This window comes from Nocardia sp. NPDC050712, from assembly GCF_040654295.1.
Taxonomy (GTDB): Bacteria; Actinomycetota; Actinomycetes; order Mycobacteriales; family Mycobacteriaceae; genus Nocardia.
In genome coordinates this window covers 294,717-307,118 of sequence record NZ_JBFAHT010000005.1, presented here as the reverse complement: position 1 = coordinate 307,118, position 12,402 = coordinate 294,717, and the positions used below count along the sequence as shown (strand labels likewise).

Genomic DNA, 12,402 nt, shown 5'->3' with positions numbered 1-12,402 from the left:
AGGCGACGGGAGACAGCAGTGGATGTGATCGCCGTCGTGGCCTTCGACCGGATCAACCCGTTCCACCTGTCGGTGCCGTGCTTGGTTTTCGGGGAGGAGCAGCCCTCACCCGAGCTGCCGCCGTGCGAGATCCGGGTCTGCACGCCCGGCGCGGCGCCGATCACCACCACCGCCGGGTTCACCGTCGCCACCGGCCACGGCCTGGACGAGGTAGCGGGTGCGTCGATGGTGATCGTGCCGAGCTGGCCGGATCCGGAGCTACCGGCCCCGCCCGCCATCGTCGAGGCGATCCGCAGCGCCCACGACAACGGCGCGCGCGTCGTCGGCCTCTGTCTGGGCGCGTTCGTCGTCGCCGACACCGGCCTGCTCGCGCATCGGCCGGCCGCCACCCATTGGAAGTGGGCCGATGTGTTCGCGCGCCGGTTCCCCGATGTCCTACTGGATCGGGAATCGCTCTACGTCGACGACGGCGACATCGTCACCTCGGCCGGGACCACCGCCGCGCTCGACACCTGTCTGCATCTGCTGCGCCGCCAGCACGGCGCCGAACTCGCCAACCGGGTCGCCCGCCGTCTGGTCACCCCGCCGCATCGCGAGGGCGGGCAGGCACAATTCATCGAACACCCTTTGCCCGCAACAGGTTCCGCGCATCCCTTGACCAGCACCCTCCGCTGGGCGATAGAACACCTCGACGAAGATCTGTCGGTCGACCGGCTCGCCGCCCACGCCAGTATGAGCCGGCGCACCTTCACCCGCCGCTTCCGCGAAACCGCGGGCACCGGCGTCGCCGCGTGGGTGGCCACCCAGCGCATCGCGATGGCCCAGCGCCTGCTCGAGACCGGCGACTACTCCATCGACCGCATCGCCGAACTCTGCGGATTCGGCAGCGCGGTCACCATGCGCGAACAATTCTGGCGTGCTATCGGCACCACGCCGTCGGCCTACCGCAAGACCTTTCGCGGGCCGGGACCACTGCCGTCGAAGTCGGCCACGATGCCGAGGCACGCCTGAACCGGGTGAAACGTCTACCCGCAGAAGGTCATTGACCTCGCGGTTTGTTTACAAATCGCCGCGTGCCGCCGATGCGGTTGGCGCACACTGCCATCGAAGGGGGATTCATCTCATCGCAAGGCAGTGCTATGACATCGAGTGAACAGTCCGACATTCCCGCCGCCCCGGCCGACACCGTGATCGCCGTCCCCGAGGCCGAGCACGCCAAGGCCGCGAGACTGCAAGCCGTGTACGACAAATGCGTGCAGAAGGGCCGGGAACGGGCCACCAGGATGGACGCGGTCGCCAGGGCCGGCGGCGCGCGCACCGATGCGCAAATCAAGATGCTTGCCGAGCGCCGGGCGCTGTTCGAGAAGTTCTACGGTTCGGCAATGCAGGACTTCGACAAATCGGCGACGGGGCGGGTCATGCGCACCACGTGGACGGCGGCGACCGAGGAATCCTCCGAGTACCTGGCTACTCCGATCCCGGACGAGGGCGCCCTCCTGCTGTGGAACGCCGAGCGCGAAGCCGGCGAGAAGCTCAGCAATTCCGACATCTTGTTCCACCAGTACCGGCTGGCCGCCTCCGATGAGGCCACCGACAAAGACGTCACCGATTATGTGCTGCCGCTGATGAACTACATGTGGACCGAGAACGCGGGCGCGGGCGAAGCGACCGATCTCTACCAGTACATGGCTCTGCTCAATCCCGCGCGGGACGGCAAGGTCGCGGTGGGCCCGCGATTGTGGGGTAGCTGCGACTATTACGCGCTGCTCGGTGCCACCAACGGCGCCGCCCCCACCTATTTGGTTCTGGATCACTGCCTCGACCTGGGCATCACCGGGATCTCCCAGATCGAGGTCGGCCCGCTCACCGACATCACCTACCGGTTCACCCGCACCTGATCCTCAGGCGGCGAGAAAAGGCATCACGAGGCCGAGCAGTTCCCGCGGCCGGTCCAGCGGGATGATGTGACCGCAATCCGGAATGACGTGTCCGGCGAGATCCGCCGCGATGGGGCGCAACTGCCGCTCCAGCGCATCGCCGACCGGATGGGCACCGATCGCCAAGGTGGGTGTGGTGAGCCGGCCGGCCGCCACGGCGTGCTCGATCTGGCGGGCGCTGGTCGGCAGTGCGCGGTAATAGGAGAAGGCGCAGCGTAGGGCGTCCGCTCTGGCGTAGGCGTCGACGAACGCGTCGCGGATATCTGCCCGCACGCCCCGGCCACGGGTGCCGATGGTGAGAAACCATTCGATGTATCGCGCCTCGTTGCCGAGCAGGACCGTTTCGGCGAGACCGGGGACGGCGTGGAAGCCGAACCACCACGGCGGGCCCGCAGCGAGGAAATCCGCGGCGCCCGGGAGCGTGCCCAGCAGCGCTTCCATGACCACCAGGCGTCGCACCCGGTCGGGGCGCCGCAGGGCGAGCAGCACCGCGACCGGGGTGCCGGCATCGATCGCGACCACCGCCGCGGTGGGTTCGCCGAGGGCATCCAGGATCCCGGCGATGTCGGTGGCCAGCGTGCCGGCGTCGTAGCCGTCCGCCGCACGACTGGTGGCGCCGAACCCGCGCAGGTCCGGGGCGATCACGCGGTAATGCGCGGACAACGGGCCGATGATCTCGCTCCACAGTCGCCAGGTGTGCGGAAAGCCGTGCAGCAGAACGACCGCGGGGCCGGCGCCCGCGAGGGCGACGTTGGCGTGGATGCCGTTGGTCTCGATCTGGCGCAGTTCGATCGACGCGGCATGCGGCGTGCGGGACATGAGACCTCCAGGTAGTCACCGATGGTTACCAGGCAACGGTAGGTAACCTCGGCTACGCTGCCAAGAAGGCACGTCGACTACAGGTGGTGAGGTTCAGGTGACTACCCGACCAGCGCAGGCACCGGATCGCGGTGATCTGTTCGATCGTCAATGCCCGACACGTCAGTTGCTGGACCGCATCGGCACGAAATGGACGTCGATGGCGGTCAAGGTCCTCGCGGAGGCCGATCCGGGTGAAGTGCGGTTCGCCGAGCTGCGGCGGCGCATGCCCGGTGTATCCCAGAAGATGCTGTCGGTGACCTTGCACAGCATGGCCCGGGATGGTCTGGTCACCCGCCGAGTGGAGCCGACGGTGCCACCGCGTGTGCACTACCGGCTCACCGCGCTGGGCCTGTCCCTGGAGGTCCCCTTGGCGGCGCTGCGCACCTGGGCCGAGGATCACATGGCCGAGATCGACCGCGCCGGCGCCCGTAGCGACGCGCAAGCCGCATCGACCGCCGGCGAATAGCTCGGGTGTCTCGAAGTTCAAGACCTGTTCATGCGCCGCAGTTCGGCACCCGCTTGCTGATCACCGCGATCCAGCCCTTGCTGGTAGACTGGGCGGCCCGTGAACTGTTGCCGCCGCGTTCGTAGCGGTAGGCGATTGTCCGCAACGGCTGATGATCTCCGTGGTCCGCGGCGAGGCGGGCAAGCTCCTCCTTGCGTTCCCGATCAGCTGCGCGCCGATGGTGATTGATCAAGTCGCGCAACGCCATCGGCTCGCCGGCCGCAGCGGCGTCGAGTGCGAGTTGCTCGGCCTCTGCGCGCTCCCCTGCTGTCCAGAGCGCGACGATCCGCTCGCGGTGCGTGAGTGTTCGCCCTTCGGACAGGGCGCGGACAAATGGCTCGGTGCCGCCGTCCGGGTCGGCGGAGATCGCGGTGACCAGTTCGTCCAGGCGCTGAGCGGGCAAAGCGGGATGGCCCGCTTCGGCGCGAAACTCCTCGATGTACGCCCTGAGTCGGGCCTGGTCGTTGTCTGACATGATCCGGACGCTATCGCTGCGCGGCCGGCTGCGACAGTCGAAAATGGACGCTCGGGCCGTTCGTGGGCCTGCTACCGCGCAGCGCAGGGCACCGGGCGCGGGTGTCGCGGATCGAGGGCGTTGAGCAGGTAGGTGGCTGCGCGCGGGTCGGCGATGATGGTCAGGTGATCGGACATGTCCTGCGAACACCCTTCTTGCAGAACGATATTCGTAACCCCGTCACCGGGCAGCAGGCCGGAGGTGTACGGCAGGACGACCTGGTCGTGGATGGTGACGATATTCGTGTAGGTGATGCCGGGCACGTACATGCCGTCGGAATGCAGGTCGACCATCAGCGGTGAACCGGTCTGCGCTTCGTTCCCGGCGGGCTGGGCGGCCAGTGCCGCTTCCAGGGCAGGCCCGGCGCCCAGTTGGGCGGCGTACTCGCGGGCAATGGCCAACTGATCACCGAAGGTGCCCTCCCACACCGGAGCAAAGGAGACGTAGCGGTCGATGCGGGACGCACCGCCGAATCGTTTCGCGTAGTAGTTCGGCAGCAACGTGCCCAGGGAATGGCCGACGACATCGACCTTCTGGGCGCCCGTCTCGGCCAGAACCCGTTCGATGAACCTGCCGACGGTGCGCGCGTTCTGCTCGGCGGTGCCGGTCATCCCGCCGAGCGCCGAGACCGGCCAGGGCAGATCGAGCGCGCCGTAGGTCAGGGCGAAGACGCAGTAGCCTTCGTTGGCCAGCAACGGAACGATTGTGCCCCAGTTGGTTTGAGCTCCCGCCCCGGCCCCGCCGTGCACGAGTACCACCGGATTCGGGTGTGCCGCACCGGGTTTACAGTCCCAGTCGTTGCTGCCCGGCAGTGAGCCGCCGGGGTTGGCCAGCTCGGCACGTATTCCACTCAACGTGCTGTACTCCACGGGCAGTTCGGCCTGCGCGGGCCCGGCACCCACGCCTGCCGCTACCGCGGCCGCGCACAGCAATGATCCGATTCGCCATCTCGACACGATGGAACCCCTCCCAATAGAACGTGTTTCACTTCCGCCCTTCGGGGAGGGACTCTAGCGCGAAATCGGCTGTCCGGGATCAGTATTCGGACATAGTCCGTGCGATGCCTTCTACTGGCCCACCTTGCAGGCGAACGGCGCGCAGTTGCGCGTCGTGGTGACCGTCGGGGACGGCGGCGAGTCGGTGCGGCCGGAATTGGTCAGCAGCAACACCGCGCCGAACAACCCGACCAGCACTGCTACGACCAGGAACAGCACCAGCACAGGCGCGCCGGCGATGATGCGGCCGACAAAGCGGAACAGGGAGCCGAAAAAGGTTCTGGGCATTGCGGTCTCGCTTCAGGGAGTCGGATCGGTGGCAGGGGTCGGCCGGCATCGAAACCCTGTCACGTCACGTGCTCGCTGTACCACCGCCGAACGCCCATCACCTCGGCATCGTATCGTCCGGCGAGAGAACTCGAATGTGGCCGGGCCGATGGATGCGCTGAGCCAGGCCGAGCATGCTCGGCCTGGCTCAATAGTTCCCACCGCAGGTGGCAGCCGCGCGGCTGCCCTACGGCAAAATCAGTTCCGGACTGTAGATTCGGGCGATCCCCTGCCCGTCCTTGGTGATTTCGGTGAAGCTGACATAGCGATGATCGGGCTTCGCCAGCGCCGCGTCCACGGTCAGCGGCGGAGAGGGGTATTTCCCGTCCAGGCAAGGGAATTCACCGCTGGTCGCGACCACTTCATCGCTGGCCCCGCTCGCATACGCGTCCTTATCGATCACCGTCACGACCATCGTGCAGTTGTCGCGGTTGATGCTGTCGTTCTTGATCCTGAGACCACCGAAGGCCCTGGGTACCCCGTTCTCGGCGTAGATGCACGACTGCACCTCCGCGGCACCATCACTCGACAGATAGACGCCAGAGCAGCTGTAAGGACTGTCCGGGGCCGCGGCGGCCTCCGGTGCCAGCAGGAGCAGTGCGGCCGCACCGGCGAAAACGCCGGACAAGACACGTGACAACGAACCGTTGGACATGTAAGACCTCTCGACATCGAATGGATCAAATCCCCGACGGACCCTGCCCATGCTAGGTGGGTCATCAGCAGGTCACATGACGGTAGTAATCGGGGCACCACGTATCGGCCGGCCGGCCGACGCCTCGCTCAGTGTTCCGCCAAAGTGCTGAACAGGTCATTGGTTTCAGCGGTCAGGAACTTGACCTCACGTGCCCGATCATCGATCTCGATGCCGACCGGTCGCAGGTCCGGCACCAGCCCGCTACGCAGCGCCTCGGGCTCGGGAATCTGTTCGTAGCGGCCCGGAACCCACCAGAAGATCCGCGTGGTGAGCGGTTTCGACCCGCCGCCGAACAGCCGCTCCGTCGTCTCCTGGACGTCGGCCAGCGACTCGATGGGTCCGGTCTGGCCGAGCGGATAAATCACCACGTACTCCGGGAGCGGAAACGAGACCAACGCACCGTAAGGGAGCGCGCCCCACGCGAAATGCCTTGCCAGCACATGCATGTGGGAGGCGATGTAGCGGTGCGTACCGCCGATGAAGATCGCGTGCGCGTGTTGCAGCCGCATCGACTCGACGTAGTGCTCTTCGCGGCCGATCGACTGCTCGAGCGCGGCGGCGAAGATATCCTCGTCCCGTGCCTCGAGCTGTCCACGATTGAGCACCGACATATGCTGGGGAGTGTCCAGCACGACAGTCTCCAGCATCCCGGGTGCGAGCGGGCGGGTGACAAGCCTGTCCGTCATGCCTTCGAGCGCGCTCTCGGGATACAGCCGCATCCGCAGGTTCAACGTGGCCGGATCGCCGCTCTGACTGTGTGCCGCAAGCACTTCCGCGGGTATTCGCTGGTCCACTAGATCATCCCCTCCACGACCGGGGGTTCGACCCCGATGAGCACCCTAATTCAAGCGACCATGGTGCGGAATCCATTGCGGCGTCCCCCATGTCGAACCACTGAACTGCCGCACAGACCCGGTGGATATTCAGAGGGGTTGCATCTCAATGCATCCGGACGTGCCGGTTACACGAAATCCGAACCAACGCACTGCGCGGCGCATGATGGAGGCGTGTCGATGCGGTCTGTTCACCTTGTCGGCAGAATCGGCTGGTATGCAACGTATTCCGTTCGATGTGGAAGCTTACGCCCAACGTGTCCGGTCGAGTTCCTGCTTCATCTGCGAGGTCGTCGCCAGCCCGAGGAGCGACGGATGGCATGAGGTGGTCGCCGAGACTGCGGACAACGTGGCCTTCCTGTACAAGTACCCGACCTTGCTCGGCCATGTGCTGGTTGCCCCGAAACTTCATCGCCAGCACGTGGTGGGCGACTTCACCGAGGACGCGTACATCCAGTTGATGACCCTGGTGTACCGGGTGACGAAAGCGGTGGAAGCCACGGTTGAGGTCGAACGTACCTATCTGCTGAGCCTGGGTAGCCAGCAGGGCAATTCCCATGTGCACTGGCACATCTCGCCGCTACCGCCGGGTGTTCCCTATCACGAACAGCAGTTCCACGCGCTGATGGCGGAGAACGGGGTGTTGCCGTGGACGCCCGAGCAGGCCACCACGTTGGCTCGGCGGCTGCGCGCGGCCTTGGCGAATTGACCTTGCGCGAGCGTCCGCTTTGACGCTGCGCGGTCTCAGTGAGGCGGTCGCGCCGCGTGGCCGGGTGACCTGCCGCGCTCGGTGTCAGAGGGTGTGTCAGCCGGGTGTCAGGGCGGTGTCAGCCGACCCGGACATTGTGTGTACATCGAAGAAAACGGCACCGACACCCGGAGCCACAACCGAGGAGTACACGACATGAACACCACCACCATCACCCTGAACGACCAGGACAAGGCCACCCTGCGGACCGCCGCCTACGGCGCGGTCGCCCTGCTGGCCGCCGCCGGCGCCCCGCACAAGGCCATCACCCAGGGTTCGATCGCGCTGACCTCGGCGACCGGTTTGACCGGGCATGTGCTCTCGGCGAAGTCCAAAGACATTGCCCTGCCCGGTAAGAACGTCGCCGAGCTGGCCGAGCAGGTACTGCCCGCCCTGACCGCCGCGGTGGACCTGCTCGCGGAGCAGTACCCGGCCGAGGTCGACAACTTCCGTAGTACCGTGCTGGTCGCTGTCGAGGCTGCCCAGTTCGTCAAGGGTGCGCCGAGCCCGGCGGTGGTGGCGATGGCCGCCAAGATCACCGCGGCGCTCGGCTGATCACGAGGGATCCGCGCCATCACTGAGCGGGTGCTGGCGCGGTGACACTCTCCCGGCGGTCCGAAGCGGCTGCCACGGGCCGGCCGCAAAAGTAATGAGCAGAAGCCCCTCGATCATCAACGTCGAAGTCACCTGCCCCGCACTCCCGGCCAGCCCATACGCCCCTCAGTTGAAGGTGAGCAGCGGGCTGGCGCCGTCGCGAGCCGCGTGCTCGGGCAGGGGCCGGCCACTGCGGGCGGCACGTATCGCCGCGTACTGTTCGGCGGGGGTGTCGAGGCCGTAGTCGGCGCGCGCCTGTTCCGGGGTGCGCACCATCGGGTTGACCGGTGCCACCTCGCACAGGATCGGGTCCAGCACCGGCGCGGTGTGCGGGCTGGCGTTGCGGATGATGAGCCGCTGCGCGGCAACGCTTTTCGCGACGACCCGGAACATCAGCCGCATCACGAGGGTGATGGCGGCGTCGGTACGGGCGCTCTGCTGAATACCAGCCATCGCCCGCATCCACTGCGGCAGTGTGGCGATGGTGGCGGTGCGGAACAGGACCCGGCTGACCTCGGCGACTGGGCGCAGACCACGGTGATCGGGCACCATCAGCCTGGCGCCGTCGAGCAGATGCTCGACGTGCTCCTGGGTGACTACCCGAGCGGCGAGCACCGGCTTCATTCGGTCGTAGTAGGCGCGCATCTGGGCGCGTGAGCGCGGCACGGTCGCGGGATCGATGGTCTGAAATTCCGCGGCTCGGGCGCATTCGGCCCAATACTGTCGATCCTGTTCGGGGCTGAGCGGGCCGGGGCCGAACTTCTCGTAGCAGAGCAGGACCGAATGCCAGGCGGTCAGGTGGATCCACAGTTGCGCTTCGGGGTCGTTGGCGTCGTAACGCAGCCCGCTGATCGGCTCGATGCCGGTGATCTTCGAGTGGATCTTCACCAGCACCTGAGAGGCCTGCAACACCGAGCGCGTATCACCGAAGACGAGGGTGGCCATGTACTGCAGGGTGCGGTCGTAGCGCACGTCGGGGCGCTTCATCACCGCGCCGGTGTCGGCGACCGAGGCCATGAGGAACGGCTCGAACATCTCGGTCACCACGGTGCGCTGAAACGCTACCGACACCGCGGTGGGGTATCCGAACACTGTCCAGCACACCGAGTCCGGGCCGAAGAAGCCGTAGTCCTGGTGGGGTGCCACGTCATTGTGGTTGCTCATCGAGGTGTTCCTTTCACTGCCCGGGCCGCGGTTTCGGGCCCGAAAATCATGGGGACCAGCGTTCTTTGCGCGAAGGCGCGGACCGATTCGTCGGTGCGCAGGTCGATACCGTCTTTGGTCGGCATCAGCACGCACGCGGCGAACAGCATCGCGACGGTGCGCCCGGCCTCGTCCGGGTCGAGATGCGCGGCAAGGCCATCGGCTTGCGCCGCGCGCAGTTGCTCGGCGACTACCGCACCGCCCAGCGACAGCAGTGCGGCATCGTCGGCCATGCCCGCTTCCAGCAGGAGGTGGGGTTCCAGCGTCGCGGTGCGGGAGATCACCGGATGCTCGCGTGCCATGCGCAGGCAGGCGACGAACGCTTCCGCCAGACGTTCGCGGTGATCAGCGTGCCCGGCGACGGCTTCGGCCACGGTCGCGGCCATCCGCCGGCCTTCGCGCATGGTCACTGCTTCGAGTAGTCCGTCGAGGTCGCCGAAACGGCGATAGACGGTGGCCCGGTTCACGCCCGCGCGCCGCGCGACCGCGTCGATCTTCAGCTTCCCCATCCCGGTGGCGGCCATCTCCAGTACCGCGGCATCGAGGATTCGCCGCGCGGTTCGGTCGGCGTGTTCGTCGGCCTCGCCGCCCAGGGTGCCGGCGAGGAACGCGGCCGCTGTCTGATGCATACCTCGACGCTAGACGCTGGAATGCGATAAATGCAACAGTTCAGATAGATTCTGTTGCATTCGTCGGATCGCGAGCCGCGGAGGCATCGGGCCGGACGCGGCGCGAGTGATCTCGATGATGTGCTGATTAACATCCGATCGGCGGGATATTCGTACGGCGTCGGTCGGGGTTAAGAAGCCAGCCCCTTCCGGTCTCCGCTACCCCCTTCCGCATCAGGCTTCGAATCCGGAACGGCGACAACCCGTTTCACGACGAAGGAGCCTACGCGCCGATGGACAAGGCGAATGATGCCCACACCGCGGGCCCCTGCCAGGGCACGGACCCGGCCGGGAACGCGGATCGGAATGTACTGCTCGGAACCGGCGGCCCCCATGTCGGCAGCTTCCGATTCTGGTTCGCCACTCAGCGCTGGGAATGGTCGCCCGAGGTCTACCTCATGCACGGCTACGCCCCGGGCGCGGTGGAGCCCACCAACGACCTGCTCATGTCGCACAAGCATCCCGACGACCACACTGATGTCGCCGAGGAGATCACCCGCTCATTGAGCAAGGGCAAGCCGTTCGTGGGCCGATATCGATTCCTCGACACCGCGAGCCGGGCCCGGCAGGTGATGCTGGTATCCGACAGCATCTGCGACCCCGATGGCCTGGTGGTGGGCACCTCCGGCTATTACATGGATTTGGGCGAGACCATCGCCACCGCCGAGCGCGACACCCTCGATGCCGTCGTGCCCGACCTCCTCGAGGCCCGCGCGGCGATCGAACAGGCCAAAGGCGCGTTGATGCTGATGTACTCCATCAATGCCGAGCAAGCCTTCAAAGTCCTCATCTGGCGATCGCAGGAGACCAACACGAAGTTGCGTGACCTCGCCGAGGCGCTGGTCGCGGCGGTGCCGCGGATCCCGCCGCTGCAGGCGAGCTCGATAACGGCCTTCGATCACCTGCTGCTCAACATTCACGAACGGGCTCGTTGATCGAGCCCGATCCGCGATGCGAGGCCCGATCACAGCGTTCCTCACCCGTGCACCGAGGTTTCCCTTCTTCCCGACGACTATCCCCGGCCGGGATTCGCCGTGACGGCCGAGGGCGGGCCCTGAGTCCCACACAACTGCCGAACGGCCACTCGACGTTTCTCGGATCTCGAACGGGCGGACAGAATGCAGGACATGGAAAACGGTGATGACAGGGACGCGACCGCACCCTCCCCCGCCGTCCACCACTGGACGGTGGGTTTGACGTGCGTGGCGATCGTCGCCGCCGCCTATCTCATCGCCGGGCTGCTGCACGAGCCGGAGCCGGAGTTGACCACCGCACCGCTCACCCCGACCACTTCGGAGCCGCCGGAATCGGCCGACGACTATTCGTATGTCACTCCGCCGGTGGCATTTCCGGTGCGGATCCCGGGTTGCGATGTGGTGGAGCCGCCGCAGCCGGGGCAATTGTTTTCGGTGGTTACCTACGAAGCACCCGTGTACGACAATCCGTCCTATCCGTGGTTCTCCGGGCCCAAGGCCGCCGCGATGACGAAGGCGCTGCGTGCGGCGCTGCCCGGTGGTGTCGAGATCGCCTTCGCACCGGTGGATCGGTCACTGGTATTCCAGCCGATCCACGGCGACCCGACGACGGACGAGACGTTCGGCGGTTGGACCGATGCGCGCGCCACGCTGCTGCGCGGCGACCGATCGGGCTCACTGTCGGTGAACGTTCGCGAGTCCCGCACGCCGATTCCGCCGTGCGTCGCCGGCGATCTCGATGAGAGACGCCGCCTTCCCGACGACACGATCGTCGATACCCACGACACCTGGTACGAGACGAATGGTGTTCGCACCCTTTCGCGATCGGCCACCGCTTACCTGCCCGACGGATCCGTCGCCCACGCCTACGCCACCGACGACGCCAGTGACGGAAGCGGCTATACCGGAACCGTCCCGCTGACCATCGATGATCTCGTCGCGGTCGTCACCGTTCCCGGGCTCCGCGTCACCGCACCGGTTCCGCCCGGAACGCCGAGCCCGCCCGAGTCCTGCAATATCTGGGCGGAGTCCTCCCCCTCGATCGATCAGGCCCAGGCTCGTCGATGGGACGCGGTCCTAGCGCAGATACCACTCGACGGCTTGACCCTCGATCCGCCGCTCGGGGCGCTGCTACCAGCGAGCACAGGCGGGGCGTGCCAGGCGGTTCGGGTAACCACACCTGGCCGTCGATCACGGTTGAGCGTGTCGGTCAGCATCGAACAGCCTCTCCCGCAGGAGCTTTCGTCGAATGACGGCGCGACGTCGCGTCGGCTGCCGGACGGAACGGTGGTCGAGAGGCACGAATCGCGAAGCACAGTGATAGAGCCGTCACCCTCCACACAAACGACCCGCACCGTGACCGTCACCCGCCCGTCCCGGACCCAGATCCAGGTCACCTCCGGCGATGGTCCCGAGCCGTTGCCGTTCGAGCTGCTCGAGGCGATCGCCTCGAATCCGGGGCTGGAAGTGTCGCGATGAGAACGATTCCCGGCTCGCCGGTGCGGTACGGCACCCACGCCGAATCCTTCTGCCACCCTTGCCGCGA

Annotated in this window: 15 protein-coding genes; 7 read left to right on the top strand and 8 right to left on the bottom strand. The window is 66.6% G+C overall.

Annotated elements, in window-relative coordinates:
• Nucleotides 1-18: 18 nt before the first annotated feature.
• Both AB0H76_RS34085 and AB0H76_RS34080 read left to right on the top strand, forming a co-directional pair.
• Nucleotides 19-1,011 carry a helix-turn-helix domain-containing protein gene (locus AB0H76_RS34085; RefSeq protein WP_357331186.1) on the top strand — a complete coding sequence of 331 codons (993 nt, stop codon included), beginning with the start codon at nucleotides 19-21 and terminating at the stop codon, nucleotides 1,009-1,011.
• 128 nt (nucleotides 1,012-1,139) lie between these two features.
• A complete protein-coding gene (locus AB0H76_RS34080) occupies nucleotides 1,140-1,898 on the top strand; it encodes a hypothetical protein (protein WP_357331185.1) in 759 nt (252 codons plus the stop codon).
• A 3-nt stretch (nucleotides 1,899-1,901) separates the two neighbouring features.
• Here AB0H76_RS34080 and AB0H76_RS34075 read toward each other — a convergent pair whose 3' ends face one another.
• Nucleotides 1,902-2,756, bottom strand: a complete 855-nt coding sequence (locus AB0H76_RS34075; protein ID WP_357331184.1) for an alpha/beta hydrolase — start codon at nucleotides 2,754-2,756, stop codon at nucleotides 1,902-1,904.
• A gap of 97 nt (nucleotides 2,757-2,853) precedes the next feature.
• On the opposite strand from AB0H76_RS34075, the gene AB0H76_RS34070 reads away from it, so the two are divergent.
• Nucleotides 2,854-3,264: a helix-turn-helix domain-containing protein gene (locus AB0H76_RS34070; protein ID WP_357331183.1), complete on the top strand. Its 411-nt coding sequence runs from the start codon at nucleotides 2,854-2,856 to the stop codon at nucleotides 3,262-3,264.
• Nucleotides 3,265-3,292: 28 nt separating this feature from the next.
• Here AB0H76_RS34070 and AB0H76_RS34065 read toward each other — a convergent pair whose 3' ends face one another.
• From AB0H76_RS34065 to AB0H76_RS34045, 5 genes are all read right to left on the bottom strand, one after another.
• Entirely contained in the window at nucleotides 3,293-3,778 is a 486-nt protein-coding gene (locus AB0H76_RS34065; RefSeq protein WP_357331182.1) for a hypothetical protein, read from the bottom strand.
• Between the two features lie 71 nt (nucleotides 3,779-3,849).
• A complete protein-coding gene (locus tag AB0H76_RS34060) occupies nucleotides 3,850-4,773 on the bottom strand; it encodes an alpha/beta fold hydrolase (RefSeq protein ID WP_357331181.1) in 924 nt (307 codons plus the stop codon).
• A gap of 111 nt (nucleotides 4,774-4,884) precedes the next feature.
• Entirely contained in the window at nucleotides 4,885-5,100 is a 216-nt protein-coding gene (locus AB0H76_RS34055; protein ID WP_357331180.1) for a hypothetical protein, read from the bottom strand.
• Between the two features lie 226 nt (nucleotides 5,101-5,326).
• Nucleotides 5,327-5,794 carry a hypothetical protein gene (locus AB0H76_RS34050; protein WP_357331179.1) on the bottom strand — a complete coding sequence of 156 codons (468 nt, stop codon included), beginning with the start codon at nucleotides 5,792-5,794 and terminating at the stop codon, nucleotides 5,327-5,329.
• Nucleotides 5,795-5,922: 128 nt separating this feature from the next.
• Nucleotides 5,923-6,567: a hypothetical protein gene (locus AB0H76_RS34045; RefSeq protein ID WP_357331178.1), complete on the bottom strand. Its 645-nt coding sequence runs from the start codon at nucleotides 6,565-6,567 to the stop codon at nucleotides 5,923-5,925.
• A 427-nt stretch (nucleotides 6,568-6,994) separates the two neighbouring features.
• Between AB0H76_RS34045 and AB0H76_RS34040 the strand changes: the two genes are divergently transcribed.
• Both AB0H76_RS34040 and AB0H76_RS34035 read left to right on the top strand, forming a co-directional pair.
• On the top strand, nucleotides 6,995-7,378 hold the full coding sequence (locus tag AB0H76_RS34040) for an HIT domain-containing protein (RefSeq protein WP_357331177.1): 384 nt from the start codon (nucleotides 6,995-6,997) through the stop codon (nucleotides 7,376-7,378).
• Nucleotides 7,379-7,573: 195 nt separating this feature from the next.
• Nucleotides 7,574-7,972, top strand: coding sequence for a hypothetical protein (locus AB0H76_RS34035; RefSeq protein WP_357331176.1), 399 nt, complete (start codon nucleotides 7,574-7,576; stop codon nucleotides 7,970-7,972).
• 165 nt (nucleotides 7,973-8,137) lie between these two features.
• On the opposite strand, the gene AB0H76_RS34030 is transcribed toward AB0H76_RS34035, so the two are convergent.
• Both AB0H76_RS34030 and AB0H76_RS34025 read right to left on the bottom strand, forming a co-directional pair.
• Nucleotides 8,138-9,175, bottom strand: a complete 1,038-nt coding sequence (locus tag AB0H76_RS34030; protein ID WP_357331175.1) for an oxygenase MpaB family protein — start codon at nucleotides 9,173-9,175, stop codon at nucleotides 8,138-8,140.
• Nucleotides 9,172-9,843: a TetR/AcrR family transcriptional regulator gene (locus AB0H76_RS34025; RefSeq protein ID WP_357331174.1), complete on the bottom strand. Its 672-nt coding sequence runs from the start codon at nucleotides 9,841-9,843 to the stop codon at nucleotides 9,172-9,174. The genes AB0H76_RS34030 and AB0H76_RS34025 overlap by 4 nt, the downstream gene beginning before the upstream one ends.
• Nucleotides 9,844-10,115: 272 nt before the next feature.
• Here AB0H76_RS34025 and AB0H76_RS34020 point away from each other — a divergent pair, with 272 nt between their 5' ends.
• Together AB0H76_RS34020 and AB0H76_RS34015 are read left to right on the top strand one after the other, a co-directional pair.
• Nucleotides 10,116-10,817 (top strand): PAS and ANTAR domain-containing protein, encoded by a 702-nt coding sequence (locus AB0H76_RS34020; protein ID WP_357331173.1) that lies wholly within the window; start codon nucleotides 10,116-10,118, stop codon nucleotides 10,815-10,817.
• Between the two features lie 405 nt (nucleotides 10,818-11,222).
• Nucleotides 11,223-12,335 (top strand): hypothetical protein, encoded by a 1,113-nt coding sequence (locus AB0H76_RS34015; RefSeq protein WP_357331172.1) that lies wholly within the window; start codon nucleotides 11,223-11,225, stop codon nucleotides 12,333-12,335.
• The last annotated feature ends 67 nt before the right edge of the window (nucleotides 12,336-12,402 follow it).

What these genes read in the sequence shown, in the direction of transcription:
- AB0H76_RS34080 (WP_357331185.1), top strand. Translation starts at nt 1,140, where the DNA reads ATGACATCGAGTGAACAGTCCGACATTCCCGCCGCCCCGGCCGACACC.
- AB0H76_RS34075 (WP_357331184.1), bottom strand. Translation starts at nt 2,756, where the DNA reads ATGTCCCGCACGCCGCATGCCGCGTCGATCGAACTGCGCCAGATCGAG.
- AB0H76_RS34065 (WP_357331182.1), bottom strand. Translation starts at nt 3,778, where the DNA reads ATGTCAGACAACGACCAGGCCCGACTCAGGGCGTACATCGAGGAGTTT.
- AB0H76_RS34055 (WP_357331180.1), bottom strand. Translation starts at nt 5,100, where the DNA reads ATGCCCAGAACCTTTTTCGGCTCCCTGTTCCGCTTTGTCGGCCGCATC.
- AB0H76_RS34050 (WP_357331179.1), bottom strand. Translation starts at nt 5,794, where the DNA reads ATGTCCAACGGTTCGTTGTCACGTGTCTTGTCCGGCGTTTTCGCCGGT.
- AB0H76_RS34035 (WP_357331176.1), top strand. Translation starts at nt 7,574, where the DNA reads ATGAACACCACCACCATCACCCTGAACGACCAGGACAAGGCCACCCTG.
- AB0H76_RS34030 (WP_357331175.1), bottom strand. Translation starts at nt 9,175, where the DNA reads ATGAGCAACCACAATGACGTGGCACCCCACCAGGACTACGGCTTCTTC.
- AB0H76_RS34025 (WP_357331174.1), bottom strand. Translation starts at nt 9,843, where the DNA reads ATGCATCAGACAGCGGCCGCGTTCCTCGCCGGCACCCTGGGCGGCGAG.
- AB0H76_RS34020 (WP_357331173.1), top strand. Translation starts at nt 10,116, where the DNA reads ATGGACAAGGCGAATGATGCCCACACCGCGGGCCCCTGCCAGGGCACG.